General features: G+C 68.5%; 28 protein-coding genes. 19 read left to right on the top strand and 9 right to left on the bottom strand.

Annotation, left to right across the window (positions count from 1 at the left end; all coding sequences use genetic code 11):
• The gene (locus tag OHA10_RS31485) at positions 1-1,143 is read right to left on the bottom strand and encodes a mandelate racemase/muconate lactonizing enzyme family protein (RefSeq protein WP_371402391.1); all 1,143 of its coding nucleotides are present in this window, start codon (positions 1,141-1,143) and stop codon (positions 1-3) included.
• An 11-nt stretch (positions 1,144-1,154) separates the two neighbouring features.
• Entirely contained in the window at positions 1,155-2,180 is a 1,026-nt protein-coding gene (locus OHA10_RS31480; protein WP_371402390.1) for a hydroxyacid dehydrogenase, read from the bottom strand.
• A 71-nt stretch (positions 2,181-2,251) separates the two neighbouring features.
• Between OHA10_RS31480 and OHA10_RS31475 the strand changes: the two genes are divergently transcribed.
• Genes OHA10_RS31475 through OHA10_RS31465 form a run of 3 tightly spaced genes read left to right on the top strand, consistent with a single transcriptional unit; the run spans position 2,252 to position 4,911 of the window.
• On the top strand, positions 2,252-3,142 hold the full coding sequence (locus OHA10_RS31475) for a LysR family transcriptional regulator (protein WP_371402389.1): 891 nt from the start codon (positions 2,252-2,254) through the stop codon (positions 3,140-3,142).
• Positions 3,143-3,176: 34 nt separating this feature from the next.
• Positions 3,177-4,127 (top strand): SDR family NAD(P)-dependent oxidoreductase, encoded by a 951-nt coding sequence (locus tag OHA10_RS31470; RefSeq protein WP_371402388.1) that lies wholly within the window; start codon positions 3,177-3,179, stop codon positions 4,125-4,127.
• A gap of 19 nt (positions 4,128-4,146) precedes the next feature.
• Complete coding sequence (locus tag OHA10_RS31465; RefSeq protein ID WP_371402387.1) at positions 4,147-4,911, top strand: putative protein N(5)-glutamine methyltransferase; 765 nt, start codon at positions 4,147-4,149, stop codon at positions 4,909-4,911.
• On the opposite strand, the gene OHA10_RS31460 is transcribed toward OHA10_RS31465, so the two are convergent.
• Positions 4,896-6,848 carry a GTP-binding protein gene (locus tag OHA10_RS31460; protein ID WP_371402386.1) on the bottom strand — a complete coding sequence of 651 codons (1,953 nt, stop codon included), beginning with the start codon at positions 6,846-6,848 and terminating at the stop codon, positions 4,896-4,898. The genes OHA10_RS31465 and OHA10_RS31460 overlap by 16 nt on opposite strands.
• A gap of 160 nt (positions 6,849-7,008) precedes the next feature.
• Positions 7,009-7,716, bottom strand: coding sequence for a UMP kinase (pyrH, locus tag OHA10_RS31455; RefSeq protein ID WP_371402385.1), 708 nt, complete (start codon positions 7,714-7,716; stop codon positions 7,009-7,011).
• 106 nt (positions 7,717-7,822) lie between these two features.
• Here pyrH and OHA10_RS31450 point away from each other — a divergent pair, with 106 nt between their 5' ends.
• The 3 genes from OHA10_RS31450 (at position 7,823) to OHA10_RS31440 (ending at position 10,312) form a co-directional block, all read left to right on the top strand.
• Positions 7,823-8,560, top strand: a complete 738-nt coding sequence (locus tag OHA10_RS31450; RefSeq protein ID WP_371402384.1) for a DinB family protein — start codon at positions 7,823-7,825, stop codon at positions 8,558-8,560.
• 5 nt (positions 8,561-8,565) lie between these two features.
• Entirely contained in the window at positions 8,566-9,150 is a 585-nt protein-coding gene (locus tag OHA10_RS31445) for a VOC family protein (protein WP_371408013.1), read from the top strand.
• 229 nt (positions 9,151-9,379) lie between these two features.
• Complete coding sequence (locus tag OHA10_RS31440; RefSeq protein WP_371402383.1) at positions 9,380-10,312, top strand: small ribosomal subunit Rsm22 family protein; 933 nt, start codon at positions 9,380-9,382, stop codon at positions 10,310-10,312.
• On the opposite strand, the gene OHA10_RS31435 is transcribed toward OHA10_RS31440, so the two are convergent.
• From OHA10_RS31435 to OHA10_RS31420, 4 genes are all read right to left on the bottom strand, one after another.
• Positions 10,300-11,061, bottom strand: coding sequence for an SDR family NAD(P)-dependent oxidoreductase (locus OHA10_RS31435; protein ID WP_371402382.1), 762 nt, complete (start codon positions 11,059-11,061; stop codon positions 10,300-10,302). The two genes, OHA10_RS31440 and OHA10_RS31435, sit on opposite strands and share 13 nt — an antisense overlap.
• A 70-nt stretch (positions 11,062-11,131) precedes the next feature.
• Positions 11,132-12,010: an AraC family transcriptional regulator N-terminal domain-containing protein gene (locus OHA10_RS31430; RefSeq protein WP_371402381.1), complete on the bottom strand. Its 879-nt coding sequence runs from the start codon at positions 12,008-12,010 to the stop codon at positions 11,132-11,134.
• Between the two features lies 1 nt (position 12,011).
• Positions 12,012-12,431, bottom strand: coding sequence for a VOC family protein (locus tag OHA10_RS31425; protein WP_371402380.1), 420 nt, complete (start codon positions 12,429-12,431; stop codon positions 12,012-12,014).
• A 9-nt stretch (positions 12,432-12,440) separates the two neighbouring features.
• The gene (locus tag OHA10_RS31420; RefSeq protein WP_371402379.1) at positions 12,441-13,376 is read right to left on the bottom strand and encodes a helix-turn-helix domain-containing protein; all 936 of its coding nucleotides are present in this window, start codon (positions 13,374-13,376) and stop codon (positions 12,441-12,443) included.
• Between the two features lie 71 nt (positions 13,377-13,447).
• Between OHA10_RS31420 and OHA10_RS31415 the strand changes: the two genes are divergently transcribed.
• The 12 genes from OHA10_RS31415 (at position 13,448) to OHA10_RS31360 (ending at position 23,291) form a co-directional block, all read left to right on the top strand.
• Entirely contained in the window at positions 13,448-14,431 is a 984-nt protein-coding gene (locus OHA10_RS31415) for a trans-acting enoyl reductase family protein (protein WP_371402378.1), read from the top strand.
• 67 nt (positions 14,432-14,498) lie between these two features.
• Positions 14,499-16,082 (top strand): hypothetical protein, encoded by a 1,584-nt coding sequence (locus OHA10_RS31410; protein WP_371402377.1) that lies wholly within the window; start codon positions 14,499-14,501, stop codon positions 16,080-16,082.
• Positions 16,083-16,175: 93 nt separating this feature from the next.
• Positions 16,176-17,090, top strand: a complete 915-nt coding sequence (locus tag OHA10_RS31405) for an endonuclease/exonuclease/phosphatase family protein (protein WP_371402376.1) — start codon at positions 16,176-16,178, stop codon at positions 17,088-17,090.
• On the top strand, positions 17,087-17,533 hold the full coding sequence (locus tag OHA10_RS31400; RefSeq protein WP_371402375.1) for a DinB family protein: 447 nt from the start codon (positions 17,087-17,089) through the stop codon (positions 17,531-17,533). The genes OHA10_RS31405 and OHA10_RS31400 overlap by 4 nt, the downstream gene beginning before the upstream one ends.
• A 76-nt stretch (positions 17,534-17,609) precedes the next feature.
• A complete protein-coding gene (locus OHA10_RS31395) occupies positions 17,610-18,392 on the top strand; it encodes a hypothetical protein (protein ID WP_371402374.1) in 783 nt (260 codons plus the stop codon).
• Between the two features lie 57 nt (positions 18,393-18,449).
• On the top strand, positions 18,450-18,893 hold the full coding sequence (locus tag OHA10_RS31390) for a helix-turn-helix transcriptional regulator (protein ID WP_371402373.1): 444 nt from the start codon (positions 18,450-18,452) through the stop codon (positions 18,891-18,893).
• A gap of 9 nt (positions 18,894-18,902) precedes the next feature.
• Entirely contained in the window at positions 18,903-19,313 is a 411-nt protein-coding gene (locus OHA10_RS31385; protein ID WP_371402372.1) for a VOC family protein, read from the top strand.
• 34 nt (positions 19,314-19,347) lie between these two features.
• Positions 19,348-21,699, top strand: coding sequence for an ATP-binding cassette domain-containing protein (locus OHA10_RS31380; protein ID WP_371402371.1), 2,352 nt, complete (start codon positions 19,348-19,350; stop codon positions 21,697-21,699).
• A gap of 85 nt (positions 21,700-21,784) precedes the next feature.
• Positions 21,785-22,129 carry a VOC family protein gene (locus tag OHA10_RS31375; RefSeq protein ID WP_350856298.1) on the top strand — a complete coding sequence of 115 codons (345 nt, stop codon included), beginning with the start codon at positions 21,785-21,787 and terminating at the stop codon, positions 22,127-22,129.
• Between the two features lie 14 nt (positions 22,130-22,143).
• The gene (locus tag OHA10_RS31370; protein WP_371402370.1) at positions 22,144-22,272 is read left to right on the top strand and encodes a hypothetical protein; all 129 of its coding nucleotides are present in this window, start codon (positions 22,144-22,146) and stop codon (positions 22,270-22,272) included.
• A gap of 10 nt (positions 22,273-22,282) precedes the next feature.
• Positions 22,283-22,678 carry a VOC family protein gene (locus OHA10_RS31365; RefSeq protein ID WP_371402369.1) on the top strand — a complete coding sequence of 132 codons (396 nt, stop codon included), beginning with the start codon at positions 22,283-22,285 and terminating at the stop codon, positions 22,676-22,678.
• Positions 22,671-23,291 carry an HAD family hydrolase gene (locus tag OHA10_RS31360; protein ID WP_371402368.1) on the top strand — a complete coding sequence of 207 codons (621 nt, stop codon included), beginning with the start codon at positions 22,671-22,673 and terminating at the stop codon, positions 23,289-23,291. Before OHA10_RS31365 ends, OHA10_RS31360 begins: the two co-directional genes overlap by 8 nt.
• Here OHA10_RS31360 and OHA10_RS31355 read toward each other — a convergent pair.
• A complete protein-coding gene (locus tag OHA10_RS31355; protein ID WP_371402367.1) occupies positions 23,278-23,688 on the bottom strand; it encodes an Ohr family peroxiredoxin in 411 nt (136 codons plus the stop codon). The two genes, OHA10_RS31360 and OHA10_RS31355, sit on opposite strands and share 14 nt — an antisense overlap.
• A gap of 90 nt (positions 23,689-23,778) precedes the next feature.
• On the opposite strand from OHA10_RS31355, the gene OHA10_RS31350 reads away from it, so the two are divergent.
• A complete protein-coding gene (locus OHA10_RS31350; protein ID WP_371402366.1) occupies positions 23,779-24,564 on the top strand; it encodes a helix-turn-helix domain-containing protein in 786 nt (261 codons plus the stop codon).
• Positions 24,565-24,587: the final 23 nt, after the last annotated feature.

Genomic DNA, 24,587 nt, shown 5'->3' with positions numbered 1-24,587 from the left:
TCACCGGTAGAGCAGGTCGATCGACTCCGCGCGGATGCGCTCCTCGTCGACCTCGACGCCCAATCCAGGGGCGGTGGGGACCGTTGCGACGGCCTTGGTGATGCTCAGCCCCTCGACGTACAGATCGGTCAGCAGCTCCGGCCCGTTGAGCTCGGCGGGCAGGGCGAGCTCGAGCTGACTGAACACGTGCAGCGCGGCGGCGAACGCGACTCCGCAGTCGGTCAGGCCGCTGGCGAGGATCTCGAGACCGCCGGCGAACGCGGTCTGGGCGGTCTTGAGCGCGTTGCGCAGTCCGCCGGACTTGCAGATCTTGACGACGACCAGGTCGGCCGCGTCGAGCCGGATCGCACGGGCGAGGTCCTGTGCCGAGAAGCTGCCTTCGTCGATCGCGATCGGCAGGTCGATCAGCTCGCGCAGTCTGGCCATGGCCAGGGTGTCGGTACTCGGCACCGGTTGTTCGATGCAATGAATCGTGTGGATGCCCGACGTCCGGTCGCGCAGCTGCCTGAGCGCGCTGGGCCGGTAGGACTGGTTCGCGTCGAGCCAGAGCGGTTTGCCGTCGGCAACCTCCGCGACGGTCTCGATCGCGGCGGTGTCCGCATCCAGATCGCCGCCGATCTTGACCTTGTACGCCGCGTAGTCCGACGACTGGATCGCATGCTCGCGGACGGCGTCCTGGTCACCGACCCCGATCGCCGAGCAGAGCGGGATCTCGTCGTGGATCTTCCCGCCGAGCAGCGCATGCACCGGTACGCCGGCCAGCTTGCCCGCCGCGTCGTGCATCGCGACGTCGATGGCGGCCCGGGCGAACGGGAACCCGTTCGACACTGCCGGGCTGAGCCGCTTCGCCGCGCGCCGGTGGAACAGTTCGACGTCGAACGGCGTGAGCTCGAGCAGGATCGGCGTGAGATGCCGCCGGATCACGACCGCCATCGTCTCGGCCGTCTCGTAACTCCAGCTCGGCAGCGCGCGCTGCTCACCCCAGCCGACGACGCCGTCCTCCGTGGTGAGCTTCACGAAGATCACCGCGCCGGCCTGGTCGGGCGCCGCATCGGGCGAGCCGACGGCGCCGCTGCCGAGCACGAACCGACGAGCGAACGGCACCGCGACCGGGAAGACCTCAACCTGGGTAATGCGTGACATGGCCGTTCCTCTCACGCGGCGATCGACCACGACGCGGGATCGACGAAGCTCGGTCCGCGGTTTCCGTTGTCGAGCCAGCTCATCGCGTCCTGCATCACGTAGCGGGCCAGTGCCAGATGCCCCTCGGCGGTGTCGCCGGCGATGTGCGGTGTCAGCAGCAGGTTCTGCGTGGACAGCACCTTCTCGTCGAACTGCGGGGGCTCCGGGTCGTAGACGTCGAGCGCCGCGTAGATCCGCCCGTCCAGCGCATGGTCGAGCAAAGCTTGCTGGTCGACGGCAGGTCCACGGGAGGAGTTCACGACGACCGCGCCGTCCGGCAGATTCTCGATCAGCGCGCGGGTGATCATGCCCTTCGTCTCGGGCACGTTCGGGACATGGATGCTGAGGAACGGGCCGCCCGCCGCGTCCTCGAGCGTCGTCGTCCGTACGCCGAGTTCGGCGGCGCGCTCGGCCGTCAGGTACGGGTCGTAGACGGCGAGGTCGCACCCGAACGGCTTCAGCAGGGTGATCAGCGCCCGCGCCGTACTGCTCGCGCCGATGATGCCGACCTTCGCGCCGGCCAACTCATGACCGCGGTACTCCGTCTGCTTCCATCCGCCCGCGCGGACGGCGCCGTCGAACCGGGGCAGCCGTCGCGCCAGCGTGAGCATCGACGCGAGGCAGTACTCGCCGACCGACCAGGCGATCCGCGGACCTGCCGAGAAGACCGCGACACCCTGGTCGAGGATGACCGGGTCGATCAGGTTCTTGACCGTGCCGGCCGCGTGCGCGACCACCTTCGGGCCGCTGCCGTCCGACCACCGTTCCTTGCCGAGATGCGGCGTACCCCAGCTGGTGAGCAGGACGTCGGCGCCCTTGACCAGCGCGGGCACGGCGGCCGGGTCGAGGGCCGGCGGTTTCGCAGTGGATCCGGGGCCGGCGGTGTGCTCCGACGTTGCCCAGACCACCTCGAAACGGTCCTCGAGCAGCCGGCGGGTGTCTGCGTCGACGACATCGGCGGCACGTTCGGGCGAGAAGAGTGCGGCGAGTTTCGGCATGGCACTGACGGTAAGCGCATTCCGTTATGCAGGTCCAAGCCCTATTTCGCATGAACCGATACCGTGCAGGCATGGACATGTCGCTCCAGCAACTCCGCGGATTCGTCGCGGTCGCCGAGGAACTGCACTACGGCCGGGCCGCCCAGCGGCTGAACCTGACCCAGCCGCCGTTGACCCGCCAGATCCAGGGCCTGGAGCGCACCCTCGACGTCCGGCTGTTCGACCGCACCGGCCGCGGCGTCCGGCTGACGGCGGCCGGTGACGTGTTCCTCGAGCACGCCCGTCGTGTCCTCGCGTTGCTCGAGGTCGCCCCGGAAGCGACCCGCCGCGCGGCCGACGGGACGACCGGGACGCTGCGGCTCGCATTCACCGCGATCGGGGCGTACGCCGTTCTCGCCGACTTCCTGACCATGGTCGGCAAACGCACGCCCGGGGTGACTGCCGAGCTGACCGAGCTCGTCAGCCCGGCGCAGTTCGAGGCGCTGGCGAATCTGGAGATCGACCTCGGGCTCGTGCGGCCGCCGATCCCGGCGCAGTTCGAGTCGATGCTGGTGCACTCCGAGGACCTGGTGCTCGCCGTACCGGCGTCGCATCCGCTGGCCGATGGGGATGGGCCGGTTGCGCTCGTGGATGCGACCGATGACTACATCGGCTACAGCCCGGAGGGTTCGCAGTACTTGCATGACATCTGCGCGGCGATGATCGGGATGGATCGGTACGCCGTGAGCCAGCTCGCCTCGCAGGTGCCGACGATGCTCGCGCTGGTGCGAGCCGGATTGGGATGCGCGTTGATCCCGCGGTCGATCATGGCGATGGGCGTCGAGGGCGTCCGGTACCGCGAGCTCGATGCGGCTGACGCGCATTCGGTCACGTTGCACGCGTGCTGGAGTCCGGACAACCCGAACCCGGCGATGCAGCGGCTGGCGGAGTCGTTGCGGCAGGATCCGCACCTCGGGGCTTGACTTTGAGCGCACTCTAATTCATAGGCTGCTGACCATGGGTGAACAGCACAAGATCGGCTCGGGTTTCGGGCATGACACCACCGCGGACGAGGTCCTCGCCGGGATCGACCTGACCGGCAAGCTGGCGATCGTCACCGGCGGATATTCCGGTCTCGGTCTGGAGACCACCAAGGCGCTGACGAAGGCCGGCGCGCACGTCGTCGTACCGGCCCGGCGGCCGGAAGCGGCGCGGGAGGCGCTGGCCGACGTCGACGACGTCGAGATCGACGAGCTGGATCTGGGCGACCTGGACAGCGTGAAGGCGTTCGCGGACCGGTTCCTCGCGTCCGGGCGGTCGGTCGACATCATGATCGACAACGCCGCGATCATGGCTGCTCCGGAGACGCGGGTCGGGCCGGGTTGGGAAGCGCAGTTCGCGACCAACCACCTCGGGCACTTCGCGCTGGTGAACCGGCTGTGGCCGGCGCTCGTGGCCGACGGTGGCGCGCGCGTCGTGTCGGTGTCGTCGACCGGGCATCGACGCTCCGACATCCGGTGGGACGACCTGGAGTTCCGGCAGGGCTACGACAAGTGGCAGGCGTACGGGCAGGCGAAGACGGCCAATGTGCTGTTCGCGGTCCAGCTCGATGCCCTCGGCAAGGATTCCGGCGTACGGGCGTTCGCGTTGCACCCGGGCGGGATCCTCACGCCGTTGCAGCGGCACCTGCCGAAGCAGGAGATGGTCGACTTCGGCTGGATCGACGAGGACGGCAACCCGTTGAGTACGGCGTTCAAGACCCCGGCGCAGGGCGCGGCGACCCAGGTGTGGGCCGCGACCTCGCCGCAGCTGGACGGTCTCGGTGGCGTGTTCTGCGAGGACTGCGAGATCGCGGAGGTGTCGACCGACGACGCTCCCGGCGTACGGCCGTATGCGATCGACCCGGCGTCGGCCGCGCGGTTGTGGACGGTGTCGGCTGAGCTCACCGGAGTGAACGCTTTCGGATAGCTTCGGATAGAACTGTGCTGTGATCACTGTTGTCGAGCGGCTGCGCGCGTCGGGATCCGTGTTCGCCGAGGACGAGGCGGCGCTGATCGCCGAGTCCGCGCGGGACGAGGCCGAGCTGGCGGCCATGGTCGACCAGCGCGTCGCCGGGCTGCCGTTGGAGTACGTCGTCGGCTGGGCGTCCCTCTGCGGGCTGCGGATCGCGGTCGACAACGGGGTGTTCATTCCACGCCGCCGTACGGAGTTCTTGGTGTCGGAGGCGCTGCGGGTCACCACTGCGGGAGCCGTCGTGGTCGATCTGGCCTGCGGGACGGGCGCGCTCGGCGCGGCGGTCGCTGCCCAGCGCGAGGTGACTCTGTACGCCGCCGACATCGAGCCGGCTGCGGTCGAGTGCGCGCGCCGCAACCTGGTTCCGTGGGGCGGGACGGTGTATCAGGGCGATCTGTTCGCGGCGTTGCCGGAGCGGTTGCGCGGACAGGTCGACGTTCTGCTGTCCAACGTCCCGTATGTGCCGACGGACGAGATCCGCCTGCTGCCGGCCGAGGCGCGGCTCTACGAACCGCACGTCACTTTGGACGGCGGTTCGGACGGCTTGGCGGTCTTCCGCCGGGTGGCCGTCTCCGCGGCGGAATGGCTGGCGCCTGGCGGTCACTTCTTCGTCGAGGTGAGCGAACGCCAGGCTCCGGTCGCGCGCAATGTGATGGTCGAGAACGGTCTGGTCGCCGAGATCGTCGAGGACGACGATCTCGGCGCGACCGTTGTGCGCGGCACCTATACCCGGCGCTGAATGTGCAGGAGGTACTCGCGACGGTTGAGCGGGTCGTGGTCGGTCCGAGGCCGCTCGGGAATCCGACCGGTGACGGGGTGATAGCGCTCGAACGCGGACTCCAGGACGCCTTCGCCGCGGGTCAGGGCCGGGAGTTGCTGCTCGAGTTCGTACACCGCGGCCGCGGGGATCTCTCCCTCCAGGGATGAGGTTTCCGCCGCCAGCGCCGGGACCTGCGGGATCGCGCGGAGGCGGGCGAGGGCTGCGAGTACGGCGCGGGTGGTGTCGGTCGGGATCTCCAACTGGAAACGGTGCATCGGCTCGTGCACCGTCGTACCTGCCTGCCGGAGGGCCGTCATCAGCACGAGCGGCGTGAGGTTGCGGAAGTCGCCGGCCGTGCTGGACATGGACTTGTCGAACACGGCGTGGGCGTGGCTCTGGCGGGCGGAGTACCCGGAGTGCGTCATCACGACGTGTGCGTCCGGGATCTGCCAGCCGTGCACGCCTTGGTGCAGCGTTTCGCGGACCGTCTCCTCGACGGCCTTGATGAACGCGTACGGCATCGAGCCGAGCTCGACCTCCAGCTCGAAACTGACGCCGGCGTTGACCGGCGCCGGCTCGACCCGTAGGCCGATGGTGGCGAGGAACGGGTTCGGGTCCTTTTTGTTGAACTCGACCGCGGCGCCGGTGCCGACCAGGCGCTCGATGCAGATCGTGGTCGTCTCGCGGAAGTCGACCTCGATCCCGAACTCGATCGCCAGCGTCGTCTCGATGACCTCCTTCTGCACCTCGCCGTACAGCGAGACATAGGTCTCCTGGCGGAGGTCGTCCTGACGCAGATTGATCAGCGGATCCTGCTCCGCGAGCTGGGTCAGCGCGACGCGCAGGTTGCCTTTGTCGGACGGCCTCCGCGCCGAGATTACGGTCTCCAGCGTCGGCGGCGCGAAGAAAGCCGTCGTCGTCCGCGGCTCGGGGTCGTCGGTCGCGGTGATGCGGTCACCGATCTGGACGTCGGCCAGGCCCCAGAACTTGCCGATCCGACCTGCTTGTACGGCGTTCGCCGGGCCGTCACCGATGACGTGCAGAGCGGTGATCTTGGCGTCGCGCTCGCCGAAGCGGATGCGGTCGCGGACGTGCGCCGTACCGGAGAACAGGCGGACGTAGGCGATCTTCTCGCCGGCCGGTCCGCGTTCGACCTTGAAGACGGAGCCGTCGAGCTGGGTGCCGTCGGTGCGGGCGCGGGGGAGCAGGTCGCGGATGCCGTCGGTGAGGGCTTCCGTCCCGGCGCCGGTGATCGCGGAGCCGAAGTACACCGGGTGCACTCGCGCTCGGTGAGTCTGGGCGGTGAACGCCGCGTGCAGCGCGAGCGGCTCGCCCTCGACGTATCGCTCGAGCAGATCGTCGTCCCACTCGGTCAGGATCTCCAGGAGCGTGTCGTCCTGGACGATCGGTTTGAACGTCGCTTCGGGTGTGCCGAGGTGGCTCGCCTCGCCCATCGGGACGATCGCGGGGGTCAGTTTCGCGGCGATCTGACGCAGCACACCGTCGTACTGCGCTCCCGGTCGGTCGAGCTTGTTGACGAAGATCAGGGTCGGGATGCGGAGACGCTGGAGCGTTCGCATCAGGACGCGGGTCTGCGCCTGGACGCCCTCGACGGCCGAGATCACCAGGACCGCGCCGTCGAGCACGCTGAGCGCACGCTCGACCTCGGCGATGAAGTCCGGGTGTCCTGGGGTGTCGATCAGGTTGACCGTCACGTCACCGATCGCGAACGAGACGACGGCGGACTTGATCGTGATCCCGCGCTGCCGTTCGAGCGCGAGCGAGTCGGTCTGGGTGTTGCCGTCGTCGACGCTACCGACCTCGTCGATGACTCCGGCGGTGTACAGCAGCCGCTCGGTCAGGCTGGTCTTTCCGGCGTCAACATGCGCCAGGATCCCTAGATTCAGTACTTCCACGCAGCTTCATGTCCTTTGAACAGGTGACAGTCCGATCAGCAACAGACATGAAGCGAGATCGCATGACGGACTCCTTACCAGGCACCTGCTCGTACGCGTCCGAGTACACCAACTCGGGTCGCGCCGCCACAAACCATTTAGCGCACTGCTACAACCTCTGTCACCGGATGGTCGTGCCGACCTGGGTGCCGTTGACGATGGCCGAGGCGGCGCCGGTGCGATCGATGTCGAACACGTGGAGGGGAAGCCGGTGGTCGCGGGCGAGGATGAAGGCGGACTGGTCCATCACGCCCAGGCCGCGGTCGATCACCTCGGTGTAGGTGAGGTGGTCGAAGCGCCGGGCGCCGGCGTGCTTGTTCGGGTCGGCGTCGTACACGCCGTCCGTGCCGTTCTTCGCGACCAGCAGCGCGTCGGCCTCCAGCTCGACGGCCCGCTGGACCGACGGGTAGTCGGTCGTGGTGAACGGCTGCCCGTTGCCGCAAGCAAGCAGGACGATCGAGCCCTTCTCCAGGTGCCGCAGCGCGCGGAGCCGGATGTACGGCTCGGCGAGGTTCTCGATCGGGATCGCGGTCATCAGCCGTACGCCGTGCGCCCCGAGCGCGGCCAGCCGCCCACGGAGCAGGACGGCGTTGATCACCGTGCCGAGCATGCCGATGTTGTCCGCCTCGACCCGGTCGATACCCCAGTCGTCGGCCCGGTTCCCGCGGAACACGTTCCCGCCGCCCACCACGACGGCGACCTGTACGCCGGTGGCACGCAACCCGATCACCTCGTTGGCGAGGTGGGTGAGCCGATCACTGTTGAATCCGAACTCGTCCGGGCCGGCGATCGCCTGCCCGGACAACTTGAGCACGAGCCTGCGGTACATGCCGCTCCGTTCCGATCAGATGGCGGTGATCGCCAGCAGGTCTATCACGAACCTGGTCCCGCCGAACGCCTTGTCGCCCGCGCCACGCTCGCGGCAAGGTAGGCGCGTGGCCGAGTTCAAGGAGCAGGATCTGAGTGGGGCGCGGTTCGAGGACGTGCGGCTTCGTGACGCGGTGTTCGACAAGGTCGACCTGACGGGAGTCACGATCCGCGGCGCTCGGGTGGTCGATGTGTCGATCGACGGGGATATCGACAACCTGCGGGTGTGGGGCGTTGACGTCGTACCGCTGATCGACGCCGAGCTGAACCGTCGGCATCCGGATCGGGCGAAGATGAGTCCGGCCGATGCGGACGGGTACCGGGAGGCGTGGGAGCTGCTCGAGCGGCTGTGGGGCGAGACTGTCGAGCGCGCCCGGGCGATGCCGGAGGAGTTGCTGCACGAGTCGGTCGACGGCGAGTGGTCGTTCATCGAGACGCAGCGCCATCTCGTCTTCGCGACCGACGCCTGGGTACGACGTGCTGTGCTGGGCGATCCGGCTCCGTGGGACCCACTCGATCTGCCCCACGACGAGATGGCCGACGTACCGGGGGTTCCGCGCGATCGCGCCGTCCGGCCGTCGCTCGACGAGGTGCTTGCGGTGCGGGCCGACCGGATGGGGACCGTGCGGGACGTGTTCGCGGAGCTGACCGATGAGCAGCTTCGGGAGAGGACCGTGCCTGTGACAGAGCCGGGTTATCCGGAGTCGGAGAGTTTCGAGGTCAGTCGGTGTCTTGGGTGCATTCTGAGTGAGGAATGGCACCACCGGATGTACGCCGAGCGCGATCTCGCCATACTGCGTGGGTGACGAAGATGGTGCTTGCGGACTGGCGGAAGATGGTTCACGCGCAGCATGCGAGGTTTGTGACCTCCTCGCTGGCTGAAGGGGCGCGGTTCGTGCAGGCCGTGGGGGAGGCGTGTTCGTCGGCCGAGGTTGTGCCGGAGCTGCGGCTCGGCGCGACGTTCGTGGATGTGTCCAGCCGGGACGAAGGGGTCGCGCAGCAGATCAGTGCGATCGCGGCCGAGCACGGGCTGACTGCCGATCCGGCCGCCGTGGCTCAGCTGGAGATCGCGCTGGACACGGACGATCTTCCTGCGATCGGGCCCTTCTGGGCGGCTGTACTCACCGGGACGGCGGACTCGTTCCAGGGCAGCGACATCCTCGACCCGACCGGCCGCGTCCCGGGCCTCTGGTTCCAGGGCACCTCTCCGCACGCGACGCCACGGCAACGGTTCCACCTGGACCTCTGGCTGCCGGCCGAGGTCATCCCGGCGCGCATCGAGGCCGGACTGGCCGCGGGCGGCAAGGTCGTGTACGACGACGAGGCGCCGGCGTTCACCGTGCTCGCGGACCCGCAGGGCAACAAGGTCTGCCTGTGTGCCTCGGCGGGCCGGTAAATAGGCCGCGCACCGGGAGCGCCTCTGCTACCGTCGGGCTCAATCCGAGGAGGTGCATGATGGCTTGCAAGGTTATCCGGTTCCGCGCCATCCCCTCCTCTGCTGCCTTCTGACAGCTCTTCTCCGGACCGGTTGGTGCGTCGCGGCGTCTGGCCGCGGATCACGTGTGCGCTGAAACCACTCAGCGCGTACTCCGTGCCGACCGAACCGGAGCTTCCGCATGTCCGCTATGGACACTCAGCTTCATGCTGCCCTCGCACGTGCCCTCGACGGCGTCCCGCACCACGAACTACGCCGCCGGGTCGCTGCGCTCTCACACCGCTACCGCACCGAGCAGGTCGACGACGCTGCTCCCGGCATGCGCGATCACCTCGATGCCGTCGCGTACGCCGTCATCCGGATGCCGGCGACCTTCCGTGCCCTGTACGCCGCGCTGTCAGCGGCCGAGCGTCACGTCGACGCCTCGTTCACCACCCACCTCGACCTGGGCGGCGGCACCGGCGCCGCCGCCTGGGCCGCAGCGTCCCTCTGGCCGACCATCACCACTGACATCATCGAGCGCCAACCTGCCGCGATCGCCCTCGGCCAACAACTTGCCTCCAGCAACAGTTGGCGCTGGACCGCGGCCGACCTCCGCCACTGGAGCGGGTCTGCCGACCTCATCACCATCGGGTACGTGCTGAACGAGCTGTCCGACCACGTCCGCGACAGCCTCATCCAGACCGCGGCACGATCCGCCACCACCCTCGTCATCGTCGAACCGGGCACGCCACCCGGCCACCGCCGTACGCTGCGAGCGCGTGATCTGCTGATCGACCACGGCTTCACGATCGCGGCGCCGTGCCCGCACCAACGCGAGTGTCCGACGGACTGGTGCCACTTCGCCGCCCGTCTACCGCGCACCGAACTGCACCGCGTCTTGAAGGACGGCACCCGCAACTACGAGGAAGAGCGCTTCAGCTACCTCGTCGCGACCCGCGCCCCGGTTCGGCCCGCTCCGGCGCGGGTGATCCGCAGACCGGACCGGCCGAAAGGCCGCGTCGTTCTCGAGCTCTGTACGTCGACCGGCGCCGCGCAACAGCTGACCGTACCGAGGTCGGACGAGGCCTACCGTGCTGCCCGCGGCGCGAGCTGGGGAGATGTCTGGGATCAGAGCTCGTAACCGCCCGATGCCTCCAAGGTCTGGGCGGTGATCCAGCCCGAGTCGGGGGAGCCGAGGAACGCGATGACCTTGCCGAGGTCGTCCGACTCACCGATCCGGCCGAGCGCGGTCCGTTCCGCGATCGGAGGAATCCACTCGGGGTGTTCGGAGAACGCGTCGCCGCCGAGACGGGTCCGGGTCACGCCAGGAGCGACGGCGTTGACCCGGATCCCGCGGACGCTCAGCTCCTTCGCGAGGTAGCGGGTGAGCACGATCTGCGCGCCCTTCACGCTCGCGTAGACCGAGTACCCGGGCGACGGCCGCGCCGACTCGAGCGCGGACGTGCTGGTCGTGTAGACGATCGACCCGTTGTCGGCGATCAGCGGGAGGAGTGTCTGGGTGAGGAAGTACGGGCCCTTGAGGTGGACGTCGACCATCTGGTCGAACAGCTCCTCGGTCGTCTCCTCGAACATCACCGGCGGCTGTCCGACGCCCGCGTTGCTGACGAGGAAGTCGAACGTCGTCCGGTCCCATTTCTCGAGTACGTCGGTCAGCGCGCTCCGGAACTCCGCGAACGTCTCCGGCCGCGACACGTCCAGCGGCAGCGCGACCGCCGTACCGCCGTCCTTCTCGATCCGCTCGACCGTCTCCAGGCCGCGTTCGCGACTGCCGCGGTAGGTGACGACGACGGCCGTGCCGCGCTTCGCGAGCTCGAACGCCGCGCCCTGTCCGATGCCGGAACTTCCGCCGGTGATCACAGCTACTTGCATAATCGTGCACAACTCCTACTTGGTGAGGAACAGGTACCACACCAGTAGATGCGCTGGGACTGCGATTCCGTTAGATCAATTGTGGCGACGGCTTGCACGATCCTGCTCGATCCCGGCTCGGCGGCGTACCGAACTCGCGGCGGTACTCGCGGCTGAACTGGGACGGGCTGTCGTAACCCACGGCGTACCCGGCACTCGTCACGTCCTCGCCGAGCCCGACCACACGGAGCCGAGCCTCGTGCAGCCGGATCTTCTTCTGGAACTGGATCGGGGTCAGTTCGGTGACAGTGCGGAAATGCCGGTGGAAAGCCGACGTGCTCATGCCGGCCATCGAAGCCAGATCCTCGATCCGGAACGGCTCGGTGTAGTGCTTGCGGATCCAGCCGATGACTCGCGCGACGTGCGACAGGCTGCTGTCGGCGAGCCCGATCTCGCGGACAGCAGCCCCCTGCGGGCTGCGCAGTAGTCGCCAGAGGATCTCGCGTTGGACGAGCGGCGCGAGGACGGGCGCGTCGTCGGGTTGGTGGACCAGTCGGAGCAGGCGGATCATCGCGTCGACCAGTTCGGCCGGTGCGTGGTCGACGGTGAGTCCGCGGACCGCACCGCCGGGCTTCTCGGTCGAGTCGAGGAGCAGCGAGGCGATCGACTCCGGGCGCAGTTCGAGTCCGACACCCAGGCACGGTGCGTCCTTCGATGCCTCGACGAAGTGTCCGGTCACCGGAAGGTCCACGGAGACGATCACGTAGTCGCCGGCGCCATACTCGAAGACCTGCTCTCCGAGCGCCAACCGCTTCCGGCCCTGCGCCACGAGGGCGAACGTCGGCGAGGCGAGCCCGGCCGTCGGCGGCGTAGGCGCCTCTACAACCGACAGCAACAAACCGTCGATCGCGTCCTCGTGCCCGGCCGCGCCGACGATCAGCTCCCGCAACTCCGCCAGTGCCTGGTCCACGTCAGACGTGTCCGACCAGAAGACAGAACGGATGCCCCGCGGGATCGGCGAGCACGTACAGCGGCTCGTCCTCCTCCGCCTCGCGGTCGTACAGCAGCCGCCCGCCGAGCTGCTCGGCCCGCTCACGATGCCGGTGGAGCTCCTCCAGCGACGGTACGGCGTAGTCGATGTGCAACTGCATCGGCACCTCGGCCGACGGCCAGGTCGACGGCGTCAGCTGGTCGACCTGCTGGATGGCGAGCTGCCGGTTCCCGTCCTCGTCGACGAGTACGAGCCAGCTCGCGTCGTCCTCGGAGCCGTCGACGGGCGCTTCGTCCCCAGGCCGGTACCGCAGTCCGAGCAGCACCCGGTAGAACTCCGCCAAGCCGCGCGAATCCACCGCGTCCAACGCGGTGTGCATCCGTCGTGGATAGCTGTCCATGCGGCAACCCTACGGGCTGCGGAAGGAGGTTCTGTAGGTGTTGGGCGGGATACCCACGACGCGTTTGAACTGGCGCCGGAGGGTCGTGGCGGTGCCCAGGCCGGTCGCGGCAGCCACCGATTCGATGCTCTGGTTGGTGGCCTCGAGCAACTGCTGGGCCCGGCGGACTCGTTGGGTGAGCAGCCATTGGAGCGGCGTCTGCCCGGTCACCGCGCGGAACTGCCGGCCGAGGTGACGAGGGCTGGTGTTCGCACGCCGGGCCAGATCGGTGACGGTCAACGGCTGGTCCAGGCGCTCCTGAGCCCACGCCAGCAGCTCCGCGAGGGTGTGATCGCCGCTCACCGGGACCGGCGTCGACACGAACTGCGCTTGGCCGCCCGCACGGTGCGGCGGTACGACGAGACGCCGGGCGACCGTGTTCGCCACCGTCGCACCGTGATCGAGGTGAACGAGGTGGAGGCAGAGGTCGACCGCGGCTGCCTTGCCGGCCGCGGTCAGGATGTTGCCGTTGTCGGTGTAGAGGACGTCGGGGTCGACGGTCGCCTTCGGGTATCGGGCCGCGAGAGCATCCGTGTGCCCCCAGTGAGTGGTTGCTCGTCGGCCGTCGAGCAGGCCGGCCGCGCCGAGGACGAAGGCACCGGTGCAGAGCGAAGCGATCCTCGCCCCGGACTCGTAGGCGGAGAGCACGGCGGCGACGAGCTCGGGTGATGGCGGCTCGTCGACATCCGCGAGGGCCGGGACGATGACGGTGTCCGCCTGCGTCAGGCGGTCGAGGCCGTCGTCGGGTTCGACCGTGAACGGGCCGACCCGGACCGATCCCGGGCCGCACAGCCGCACGTCGTACCACTCGTCGGCGCCGAGCGGCGGGTTGCCGAAGATCTCGTACGCGATGCCGAGCTCGAAGTGCAGCAGGTGCCCGGCGGTCGCCAGCGCGACAGTGTGCATGTCCGAAAGTGTACGAACAGCGTCGTTCCGGACTCTCACGACGGCCGCTCCGGTACGGCGAGACTCGACGTATGAACGCTGTCGTGGTCTATGGAGCAACCGGTCACACCGGCCGATTCGTCGTCGAGGAACTGCTACGCCAAGGTCTGCCGGTCGTCGCCTCCGGCCGGAACTCCAGCGCGCTCGAAGCACTCTGGGACCTGGAGATCCGCCCGGCCCCGGTCGATGATCCGCAAGCCCTCGATCAGGCGCTGAAGAACGCCGCCGCGGTGATCAACTGCGCCGGCCCGTTCGCTCTGACCGCGGACCCGGTGATCGACGCCGCCGCCCGCGCGGGGATCCCGTATGTCGACGTAGCAGCCGAGATCGAGGCAAACCTGGCGACGTACGCCAGGCACAGCGACACCCCCGTCGTGCCTGCGATGGCGTTCTACGGCGGACTCGGCGACCTGCTGACGACCGCGGCGCTGGGGGAGCGGACGAGCGCCGACGAGGTGCACGTCGCGTATGGACTGACCAGCTGGCACCCGACCCCCGGTACGCGCGCCGCCGGCCAGGTCTCGCACGATCGGCGCAACGGCCGCCGGCTCCGCTTCACCGACGGTGCCTTGCAGTACCACGACGACAAGCCGGTGCAGGAGGATTGGACCTTCCCGGAGCCGCTCGGCCGGCGGCGGGTGATCCCGGAGTTCACGATGGCGGATGTCGTGACGATCCCGAGCCATCTCGCCGTACCGGAGGTTCGCACCTACATGACGGTCGAGGCCGCCGGCGACCTGATGGACGCAGACACACCCGCGCCGGTCGCCGTCGACGCCGCGGGCCGATCGGACCAGACCTTCGTCGTCGACGTCCGGGTCCGGACCGGGGGCGAGGAGCGTCGGGCGACGGCGCGCGGCCGGGACATCTACGCGATCACGGCCCCGCTGGCGGTCGGCGCCGTACGGCGGATCCTCGCGGGTGAGGCGCGCTCGACCGGGGTGGCGTCCGCGGGCGCGATGTTCGACGCGGTCGGCTTCCTCAACGATTTACCACTCGCGCTCGACCTGCCGTAAATCGATTCCCTGCGGGAGAATGAAGGTCCCCTGCTGACCGCCCGTCATCAGCTGGAGGCCGCCCGCCATGCCCGACATCCGCCCCTCCCGTCGTGCCGTTCTCCGCCTGACAGCAGCCGGTGCTGTCGCTGGTGCTGTCGCATCGACGGGCCTGGCCGCGATCCCGGCGTACGCCGACGAGATCGACTACACCGCCCGGAAGACCTTCGACGACTGGGACCGGCTCTTCCAGCAGGGCGGCCCCGGTCAGCCGGACCAGCCGAACGACAACAGCAACCGCGACGGCCGCTCGGGGATGCTGGCCTGGAGCCAGTCGTACGTGCTGCTCGGGCTGGTCCGGATGTACGAGAAGTACCGCGACACCCATTACCTCGACCGGCTGATCGACAACGTCGACCAGGTGCTCTCGGTCCGGGACAGCGAACGCGGCGTCAAGGACTATCGCGGCCTCTCGCTGCCGGCGTGGCGTGCGGACCACCCGTACACCACCGGCTACGCAACCCTTGCCGACGGCAACGGTCAGCCGCTGCTGGATCTCCGCGAGGCCCTGTCGTACGCCGAGGACACCACGATCACCGTCACCGCCGGGACCCGGTCCGACACGTTCTCGGTCCAGCTCGTCAACACGTTCAACAACCGCACAGTCGCGCACACCGACCTGTCGCTCGACCCGGCGAGTCCCGACTATGCGGTCAGCCGGATCTACGCGGCCGCCCCCGGGCCGCTGCAGCTGACCGCCGTCGACCGCCGAGCGGTTCCACGCGCCGGCGCCGTACCCCGGCTCGGCACGTACCCGATGCACTGTGAGCCGGTGATCTTCGCCGTGCACACCGGCATGATCACGTATCCGATCGCGAGCTTCGCGCGGATCGTGCTGACCTCGCCGGCCCTGCGCCGGCGCTACCTGCGCAAGGCGGTCGAGTACCTCGTCGCCTGCCGCGAGGCGGTCGCAGTCCACGACTGGGAGTATCGCGACGGCGGATACCTGATCTGGCCGAAGAGCCAGCCGCTCGCGTACGACGGGTGCGAGCAGCCACTCAATCAGTCGGTCGGACTCGGTCAGACCCTGGTCGAGCTCGCGCTGGCCACACGCGACCGCGAGTACCGGCGGAAGGTCGCCGCGATGGGCCGGATGCTGGCCGGTCAGCTCGCGGTCGACGCCGGGGATGCTTACCTGTGGCACTACTGGCCCACGGGCGGCCGCATCTACGACGGGTTCGTGAAGACCGGCGATCCTGAGACCGATGTTTCGATCTTCACGCCGTCGGGCGGCCCGGCCCGCCAGTTCGAGGACATCAGCCACGGGGCGATCGACGTCGAGTTCGCCGTACGGGCGTTCCGGGCACGGCTTGCGTTCACGGCGCAGGACATGGGGCGGATCGCCCGGACGTTCACTCAGAACGTGGTCGGTACTGACGCCGACGGACTGCCGGTCATCCACACGACTGTCGCCGGCACCACGGTCGGTGCGCCGTCGGTCGCGCAGCAGGCGCCACGCTGGATGCAGGCGAACGCCCGGGACCCGCGGGTCCACACTCAGTGCCTCGCCCTCTACAACCGCTACCAACCGACTCCGGAACGCGACGGCCGGCAGGCCATCGACTTCGGCTGGCTCCTTGCCAACGTCGCGTACCTCAACTGGGCCCGGTAATTCTCAGGTGGCGTGACATAGCCTGATGGGGTGGAGGGGACTGAGGTAGGGGTGGGGGGTGCTCCGTCTCGGGCGAGGCGGTACGCCGCGATCGTGATCGCCGGGTTGTTGCCGTGGGCATGGTTCTTGCTCCGGGACAGGTTCGGCGTGGTGACGGATGTGCTCGCGATCCTGTTGCCGATGCTGGCGCTGATCGTGGCGTTGGTGGTCGGTGTGCTGGGCAGACGGCGGCGCGCTGCGGTGGCGTTCGCGGTGTCGACGCTGCTGGTCGGGATCGTCGGCACGGTCGGCCCGTGGATCCCGCACGGTTCGGGGACGGTCGACGCGAGCCGGGGCGTACGGTTCGCTGCGGCGAACATCGGCGCCGGGGAGCTCGAAGGTGCGGACAACCTGATCGCGCAGAAGGCCGACGTACTCGTGATCTCCGAGATCGGGCAGCCGCTGACCGAGCGGTTGTCCGAGGCGTATCCGGAGCACGTGGCGTACTGGGACGGTCCGGCGGTCGGCGTCTTCAGCCGCTGGCCGATGACGGTGCTCGAGCAGCCCGGGCCGGATCTTCCGGGGTACATGCTCCGGATCCATGCGCCGTCGGGTGACTTCGATCTGATCGCCGTCCACGTGCCGAAGCCCTGGTACACGTCCGGCGGGTCGTCGTACGACGCACCTGCCGACACCGTTCCGTACGAGACGACGGTCGCGAATCATCACCGGCTGATCGAGCAGATCGCCCTGCGGGCCGCGCGCGACGACCACCCGGTCGTGATCTCCGGCGACATGAACACGACCGACCGCGGCCGCGACTACCGGGTACTCGCCGGTCCGCTGACCGACGCGATGCTGAACGGGTGGGGCCGGCCGTCGCAGATCGGCCGATGGGCGGCGCTGTTCGTCCGGATCGATCAGCTGTTCCTGAAGCCCGGCTGGTGCTCGGACGACACGGGCTGGTTCCAGGTGCCGAAGTCGGATCATCATGGTCTGGTCGCGACGATCGGACCGTGCAAGACATGACCGAACTCGAACAACTGGTGGAGACACTCGACGGGCTGCGGGCCGGCGTGCTGAAGAAGCTGGCCGGCCTGAGCGAGGCCGACGCGCGCCGCAGCACGGTCGAGTCCGGGACCAACGTGGCCGGTCTCGTCCAGCACCTGACCTTCGTCGAGTCCCTCTGGATCGAGGAGGTCGTCGCCGGCGGCAAGGCCTCCCGCGGCAAGCGCTCGATGACGGTCGACCCCGGCATCTCGCTCACCGAGCTCCGCGCCGACTACAAGGCAGCCTGCGCCGCATCCAACGAGATCATCGCCGAACTCGGCGACCCCGAGGCACCGGTTACCCGCAACGGCAAGACCCACAATCTCCGCTGGGCCGTCCTCGCCGTCATCAACGAAACCGCCCGCCACGCAGGCCACGCCGACATCATCCGCGAACAACTCGACGGAACCACCGGCCGCTGAGCCGGCCTTGACCCAGCCTTGACCCAGCACTGTGACATCTTGTCGTCGCCGATCTGGAACTACCCGAAGGACGCCGATGTCGCAGCCGCATCCCGAGTCAGGCTCGTACCGCAACCCGTCCGACGACGCCTGGTGGCGCCGGGCCCTCGATGCCACCGGGGCCACGATGCAGCTTCGTGCCTACGAGCAGGACGGGCGCGAGGTCACCTGGTCCGATGCCGTCATGAACGCGAGCGCCGCGGCGAGCATGCATTGGCGGCGGGACACCAACGAGCGCTGGGCCAACCTCCCGCCAGGACCGCTCGGCAACCTCTCCGACGGGTTCGCGCAGCGGCTCGCCGAGGAGTACATCCAGAACGGCCGGATGGGCTACCACATCGACAACACCGAGTTCCTGCCGAACGTCCGTGCCCAGATGGCCCGTGGCGACATCGACCGGACCCTCGAGACCGCGGCCACCTCGATCGTCACCTCCGCCGATCCCGGTGAGCGCGGCGAGCGCTGGCACCACCCGGACCCGGACCTCGTCAGCGACGTCCGCAACGCGATGAGCAAGCAACTGCTCGACGGCCGGTACGGCGACGCCCAGGTCGCCGGCAACGAAGCCGTCGCCGATCAGAACTTCGCCTACCGTCTCGGGTACGCGACGGCCGACGCCGGTGTGAAGGCGGTGAACGAGGGGATTGCGGCCCGTCCCGACGCGGAGCTGGCTCGCAGCGTTCAGCACACGCTCGGCGCTCAGCCCGCTCCGCGGGTCACGCCGGCGGGAGAGCGGGCCGACGGTGCCGCCGCACGACCGGCGAGCGGTGGGCCGGCTGGCGCTGCGGCGAAGGACAGCGCCACGGTGACACGCGGCTGAGAGCACCCCGCGGCGAGGCGGGTGACTTCGGTTGCCTGACCTGGCAGGATCTACACCGTGAGTAGTGGTACGGCGGATGAACAGCGCCTGGCGGACCTGGCGCGGCTGCGGCGGGTCAAGGACCGGATCGACCGGGATTACGCGCAGCCGCTGGACGTCGACGCGTTGGCCCGTGGTGCCCACATGTCCTCGGGCCATCTGAGCCGCGAGTTCAAGCGTGCTTACGGAGAGTCGCCGTACGGGTATCTGATGACGCGGCGGATCGAGCGGGCGATGATGCTGCTGCGGCGCGGCGGGATGAGCGTCACCGACGTCTGCTTCGCCGTCGGCTGCCAGTCGCTGGGCACGTTCAGCACCCGCTTCACCGAACTGGTCGGCATGCCGCCGAGCGCGTACAAGGACCGCGCCGGCGACGCGACCCTCGGCATCCCGTCGTGTGTCGCGAAACAGGTCACGCGACCGATCAGGAATCGAGAAGCATCTCCGACGTCCGGCACGTAGTTTGACGCCATGGACATCAAGATTCACGCCAGCTTCCTGCCGCACACCGATCCCGAGGCGTCCGTCCGCTTCTACCGCGACCTGCTCGGCTTCGAGGTCCGGATGGACGTCGGGTACGAGGGCATGCGCTGGATCACGGTCGGCCCGGTCGGTCAGCCGGACACCTCGATCGTGCTCACGCCGCCGGCCGTCGACCCCGGTCTCACCGAGGACGAGCGCCGTACCATCGCCGAGATGATGGCGAAGGGCACGTACGCCACCGTCGTGCTGCAGTCCGACGACCTCGACGGCCTGTTCGAGCGGCTGCAGGCCACCGACGCCGAGGTGATCCAGGAGCCGATGGACCAGCCGTACGGCATCCGCGACTGCGCGTTCCGCGATCCCGCCGGGAACCACGTCCGTATCAACCAGGCCTCCTGACCCGCGCCCGACTCGCCCGACTGAGGAGACACGCATGGAACACGTTGCCGACAGCCACGACATGATCCGGGTGACCGGCGCGCGGGTGAACAACCTGAAGGACGTCAGCGTCGAGATCCCGAAACGCCGGCTGACCGCGTTCACCGGCGTGTCCGGGTCGGGCAAGAGCTCGCTGGTCTTCGGCACGATCGCCGCCGAGTCGCAGCGGCTGATCAACGAGACCTACAGCGCGTTCGTACAGGGCTTCATGCCGACACTGGCCCGCCCCGAGGTCGACGTACTCGACGGCCTGACCACCGCGATCCTCGTCGACCAGGAGCGGATGGGCGCCAACCCGCGCTCCACCGTCGGTACGGCGACCGACGCGAACGCGATGCTCCGGATCCTGTTCAGCCGGATCGCGAAACCGCACGTCGGCCCGCCGACCGCGTACTCGTTCAACGTGCCGAAGCGGACCGCGACCGGCTCGATGACCGCGGACAAGGGCGCCGGCGAGAAGAAGGTCGTCCGCGAGCAGGTGTACGCCGGCGGCATGTGCCCGCGCTGCGAGGGCATGGGCTCGGTCACCGACTTCGACCTGACCGCGCTGTACGACGAGAACAAGTCGCTGAACGAGGGCGCGCTGACGATCCCCGGCTACAGCATGGACGGCTGGTACGGCCGGATCTTCCGCGGCTCGGGGTTCTTCAACCCGGACAAGCCGATCAAGAAGTACACGAAGAAGGAGCTGCACGACCTGCTCCACCGGGAGCCGACCAAGATCAAGGTCGAGGGCATCAACCTCACCTACAACGGCATCATCCCGGCGATCCAGCGGTCGTTCCTGTCCAAGGACGTCGATGCGATGCAGCCGCACATCCGCGCGTTCGTCGAGCGGGCGGTGACGTTCACGACCTGCCCGGACTGCAACGGGACCAGGCTCGGCGCCGAGGCACGGTCGTCGAAGATCAAGGGCAAGAACATCGCGGACCTGTGCGCGATGCAGATCACCGACCTGGCCGCCTGGATCCGGGACGTGAAGGAGCCGTCGGTCGCGCCGCTGCTCAAGGCGCTCGGCGAGGCGCTCGACTCGTTCGTCGACATCGGCCTGGGGTACCTGTCGCTGGAGCGGCCCGCGGGCACGCTGTCCGGCGGTGAGGCGCAGCGGACCAAGATGATCCGGCACCTCGGGTCGTCGCTGACCGACGTGACGTACGTGTTCGACGAGCCGACGATCGGTCTGCACCCGCACGACATCCAGCGGATGAACGACCTGTTGCTGCAGCTGCGGGACAAGGGCAACACGGTGCTGGTCGTGGAGCACAAGCCGGAGATGATCGCGATCGCCGACCACGTGATCGACCTGGGCCCGGGCGCCGGGTCCGGTGGTGGCGAGGTGGTGTTCGAGGGCACGCTCGACAAGCTCCGTACCAGCGGGACACTGACGGGCCGGCACCTGGACGACCGCGCTTCGCTGAAGGAGTCGTTCCGGTCGGCGTCCGGCGCGCTCGAGGTGCGTGGCGCTTCGACGAACAACCTGCAGAACGTGGATGTCGACGTACCGCTCGGGGTGCTGGTCGTGGTGACCGGCGTGGCGGGATCGGGGAAGAGTTCGCTCATCCGCGGGTCGATCGCCGATCGTGAGGGCGTCGTGGCGATCGACCAGGGCGCGATTCGTGGATCCCGGCGGAGCAACCCGGCGACGTACACCGGGCTGCTGGAGCCGATCCGGAAGGCGTTCGCGAAGGCGAACGGGGTCAAGCCCGCGCTGTTCAGCGCGAACTCCGAGGGAGCGTGCCCGGCGTGCAAGGGCGCGGGCGTGATCTACACCGAACTCGGCGTGATGGCGACGGTCGAGTCACCGTGCGAGGAGTGCGAGGGGAGGCGGTTCCAGGCCGCCGTACTGGAGTACACGTTCGGCGGGAAGAACATCGCGGAAGTGCTTGCGATGCCGGTGGCGGAAGCGTTGCCGTTCTTCACCGAGGGCGACGCCCGGACTCCGGCCGCTTCGGCGATCCTGGCGCGGCTGGCGGACGTCGGACTCGGGTACGTCTCGCTCGGGCAGCCGCTGACCACGGTGTCCGGCGGCGAGCGGCAGCGGCTGAAGCTGGCGACACACATGGGGGAGAAGGGCGGCATCTACGTCCTCGACGAGCCGACCACCGGTCTGCACCTGGCCGATGTCGAGCAGCTCCTCGGTCTGCTGGACCGCCTGGTCGACGGCGGCAAGTCGGTCATCGTGATCGAACACCACCAGGCCGTGATGGCGCACGCCGACTGGATCATCGATCTCGGCCCGGGCGCCGGCCACGACGGCGGCAAGATCGTCTTCGAGGGCACTCCGGCGGAGCTGATCAAGAAGCCGAAGACGCTGACCGGGAAGCATCTCGCGGAGTACGTCAGGTAACCGGTCAGGAATCGAGAAGCACCGGGGGAGTCACCGCGACTAGCGTGACAGTCAGTAAGCGAAACCCGAGTTTGGAGATGCTGAAATGACTTCCACGCAAGGCGTCAAGACGATCCTGCACCCGGTCACCGACCTCGAGAAGGCCAAGCCGGTGTACGCCGCGCTGCTCGGCCTGGAGCCGATGGCCGACTCGCCGTACTACGTCGGGTTCGAGGCCGAGGGTCAGCAGATCGGCCTGGTGCCGAACAGCGACATGACCTCACCGACGGCGTACTGGCACGTGACCGACATCGAGGCGAAGATCGCCGAGATCACCGCCGCCGGCGGCACCCTGAAGGACGCCCCGAAGGACGTCGGCGGCGGCCGCCTGGTCGCGACCCTGACCGATCCCGACGGCAACGTTCTCGGCATCCTGCAAGACCCCTCCTGATCACCATGTGCCTGATGCCGAGGATCTACCTCACCGCCATCTACGGCGATCCCCAGCAACGGGACGCCCCGGACCCGGACGTCCCGCCGGAGGAAACCTCTCAGGCACCCGATGAGCAGTCGCAAGAACTGGTCCCGGCCTAAGCTCGCTCGCATGATTGCTCAGCTCCAGGTCAATCTGTTCTGCGCCGATGTGGATGCCTGCCTGGCGTTCTACACCCGCCTCGGCCTCACCGAGGCGTTCCGGGCACCGGCGACCGGTCCGGTCCAGCACGTCGAGGTCGAGGCCGCCGGCATCCGCATCGGCCTCACCTCGGCGGAGGTCGCGAACGACCTCGTCAACCTCGGCGTGGCCCCGTCCGGTACGCCGTCCACCGAGATCGTCTTCTGGTGCGACGACGTCGACAGCTTCTACGACCACGCGGTGGCAGCCGGCGGTACGTCCGTCGTACCGCCGGTTGATTCCACCGACAACCGGCTGCGGTTCGCGTGGCTGCGAGATCCGGATGCTCACCAGTTGAAGCTCGTGCAGAATCGCTCGCATGGCTGAATCCCGGGTGCGGCATGTGTTGTTCGACGCGGACGGCGTACTGCAGGACCTGCCCGGCGGTTGGTATGCGGCGATGGAGCCGTATCTGGGCGATCGTGCCCGCGACTTCCTGCACGAGACGTGGTCCGACGAGCTGCCGATGCTCGCCGGCCGCGGCGACTACCTACCGGTGCTCGAGGCGTCGTTGGTGCGGTACGGCGTGAGCACGCCGGCAACCGAGGTGTACGACGCGGTGTGGAAGAACATCGTGCTGATCGAGGAGTCGTTCGAGATCGTGCGGGCGCTCAAGCGCAGCGGGTACGGCGTACATCTGGGAACCAACCAGGAGTGCTACCGCGGGGCACACATGCGGACGGTCCTCGGGTACGACGCCCTGTTCGACGTGAGCTGCTACTCGTACGACCTCGGCGTGGCCAAGCCCGATCCGGCCTTCTTCACCCGGGCCGCGGAACGGATCGGCGCCGACCCGTCGTCGATCCTGTTCATCGACGACAACGCCCGCAACATCATCGGCGCCCGGACGGCCGGCGTGCTCGCCGAGCAATGGGACTTCACGCAGGGCCACGACGTCCTGCACGAGCTCCTGACCAGCCACGGCGTCACTCGGGAATGATCTCCACGGAGATGTTGCCCTGGACGGCCCGCGAGTACGGGCAGATCGAGTGCGTTGCCTCGAGCAACTTGTCGCCGGGGTCGCCGCGGAGGTGGTCGGGGAGCTCGACCCGGAGTACGGCAGCGAGGTCGAACTTCCCGTCCGCCGGCACGAGACTGACCTCGGCGGTGACCGCGACGTCCTCGGCGTCCAGGCCGCGGTCCTTGGCGATGAGACCCAGCGTGGTGGAGAAACAGGCCGCCCAGCCGGCGGCGAACAGTTGTTCGGGGTTGAGACCGTCGCCGGTTCCACCCATCTCCTTGGGGAAGGCGAGCTGTACGTCGAGCTGCCCGTCGGCGGTGACGGCGCGGGACTCGCGACCGGATGAGGTTGCTACTGCGGTGTATTTGGGTTTCATGGCGTCAACCATCCGGGACGCCGGGGGAGAGGTTCAATTACCTCCTTGTTAATGGCTGGTTGTCGCCTCGCGACGTACCCTGAGGTTGTTATGACCGTCCTGGACGAGCCACAGACCGTCGGTGAGCTGCTGCGGTTCTGGCGGGTGCACCATCGGCTGAGCCAGCTGGAGTTGGCGCTCGAGGCCGAGGTGTCGACGAAGCACCTGAGCTTCGTGGAGACGGGTCGTGCGCAGCCGAGCCGTCAGCTGTTGGTCCATCTTTCGAACCATCTCGATCTGCCGATCGCCGAACGCAACCGGCTGTTGCTGGCGGGCGGTTTCGCGCCGATCTATCTCGACCAGCCGTACAACTCGGAGGCGATGTTGCCGCTGCGTGAGTCGTTGCGGCGGCTGCTCGATGCGCACCTGCCGAACCCGGCGCTGATCGTCGACGGCCTGTGGAATCTGATCGACGCGAACGCCGCGGCGTCGCTGCTGTGGGCCGGCGTGAAGCCCGAGTTGCTCAAGCCGCCGATGAACATGCTGCGTCTGTCCGTGCACCCCGGCGGTCTACCGAGCATCTCGTCGATGACGGCTGCCTGCAGTCTGCCGCTCATCCACCAACTCAAACGCCGGAGTCGCGACACCGCCGACGAGGCGCTGGCAGAGCTGCTGGACGAGGTCGAGCCGTACCTGCCTGACGCCCCACCGACAGCCGCGGCGCAGCAGCCGATGGTCACGATGGATCTCAAGACCCGTCTCGGCCCGGTCCGTCTCTTCACCCTGATCGCGACGATCGGCGCTCCGCTGGAAGTCACAGCCGCCAGCCTCGCCATCGAGACGTTCCTCCCTGCCGACAGCACGAGCGCCGACCGCCTACAGGAGCTGATGAGCTGAGTGGAGATTTGCCTTGCAGGTCA

The sequence above is a fragment of the Kribbella sp. NBC_00662 genome (genome assembly GCF_041430295.1).
GTDB lineage: Bacteria > Actinomycetota > Actinomycetes > Propionibacteriales > Kribbellaceae > Kribbella.
The sequence above is the reverse complement of the archived record's forward strand: the minus strand, read 5'-3'. Positions and strand labels throughout refer to the sequence as shown.

What these genes read in the sequence shown, in the direction of transcription:
- OHA10_RS31485 (WP_371402391.1), bottom strand. Translation starts at nt 1,143, where the DNA reads ATGTCACGCATTACCCAGGTTGAGGTCTTCCCGGTCGCGGTGCCGTTC.
- OHA10_RS31480 (WP_371402390.1), bottom strand. Translation starts at nt 2,180, where the DNA reads ATGCCGAAACTCGCCGCACTCTTCTCGCCCGAACGTGCCGCCGATGTC.
- OHA10_RS31475 (WP_371402389.1), top strand. Translation starts at nt 2,252, where the DNA reads ATGGACATGTCGCTCCAGCAACTCCGCGGATTCGTCGCGGTCGCCGAG.
- OHA10_RS31470 (WP_371402388.1), top strand. Translation starts at nt 3,177, where the DNA reads ATGGGTGAACAGCACAAGATCGGCTCGGGTTTCGGGCATGACACCACC.
- pyrH (WP_371402385.1), bottom strand. Translation starts at nt 7,716, where the DNA reads ATGTACCGCAGGCTCGTGCTCAAGTTGTCCGGGCAGGCGATCGCCGGC.
- OHA10_RS31445 (WP_371408013.1), top strand. Translation starts at nt 8,566, where the DNA reads ATGGTGCTTGCGGACTGGCGGAAGATGGTTCACGCGCAGCATGCGAGG.
- OHA10_RS31440 (WP_371402383.1), top strand. Translation starts at nt 9,380, where the DNA reads ATGGACACTCAGCTTCATGCTGCCCTCGCACGTGCCCTCGACGGCGTC.
- OHA10_RS31435 (WP_371402382.1), bottom strand. Translation starts at nt 11,061, where the DNA reads ATGCAAGTAGCTGTGATCACCGGCGGAAGTTCCGGCATCGGACAGGGC.
- OHA10_RS31425 (WP_371402380.1), bottom strand. Translation starts at nt 12,431, where the DNA reads ATGGACAGCTATCCACGACGGATGCACACCGCGTTGGACGCGGTGGAT.
- OHA10_RS31420 (WP_371402379.1), bottom strand. Translation starts at nt 13,376, where the DNA reads ATGCACACTGTCGCGCTGGCGACCGCCGGGCACCTGCTGCACTTCGAG.
- OHA10_RS31415 (WP_371402378.1), top strand. Translation starts at nt 13,448, where the DNA reads ATGAACGCTGTCGTGGTCTATGGAGCAACCGGTCACACCGGCCGATTC.
- OHA10_RS31410 (WP_371402377.1), top strand. Translation starts at nt 14,499, where the DNA reads ATGCCCGACATCCGCCCCTCCCGTCGTGCCGTTCTCCGCCTGACAGCA.
- OHA10_RS31400 (WP_371402375.1), top strand. Translation starts at nt 17,087, where the DNA reads ATGACCGAACTCGAACAACTGGTGGAGACACTCGACGGGCTGCGGGCC.
- OHA10_RS31395 (WP_371402374.1), top strand. Translation starts at nt 17,610, where the DNA reads ATGTCGCAGCCGCATCCCGAGTCAGGCTCGTACCGCAACCCGTCCGAC.
- OHA10_RS31385 (WP_371402372.1), top strand. Translation starts at nt 18,903, where the DNA reads ATGGACATCAAGATTCACGCCAGCTTCCTGCCGCACACCGATCCCGAG.
- OHA10_RS31380 (WP_371402371.1), top strand. Translation starts at nt 19,348, where the DNA reads ATGGAACACGTTGCCGACAGCCACGACATGATCCGGGTGACCGGCGCG.
- OHA10_RS31375 (WP_350856298.1), top strand. Translation starts at nt 21,785, where the DNA reads ATGACTTCCACGCAAGGCGTCAAGACGATCCTGCACCCGGTCACCGAC.
- OHA10_RS31370 (WP_371402370.1), top strand. Translation starts at nt 22,144, where the DNA reads ATGCCGAGGATCTACCTCACCGCCATCTACGGCGATCCCCAGCAACGG.
- OHA10_RS31365 (WP_371402369.1), top strand. Translation starts at nt 22,283, where the DNA reads ATGATTGCTCAGCTCCAGGTCAATCTGTTCTGCGCCGATGTGGATGCC.
- OHA10_RS31360 (WP_371402368.1), top strand. Translation starts at nt 22,671, where the DNA reads ATGGCTGAATCCCGGGTGCGGCATGTGTTGTTCGACGCGGACGGCGTA.
- OHA10_RS31355 (WP_371402367.1), bottom strand. Translation starts at nt 23,688, where the DNA reads ATGAAACCCAAATACACCGCAGTAGCAACCTCATCCGGTCGCGAGTCC.
- OHA10_RS31350 (WP_371402366.1), top strand. Translation starts at nt 23,779, where the DNA reads ATGACCGTCCTGGACGAGCCACAGACCGTCGGTGAGCTGCTGCGGTTC.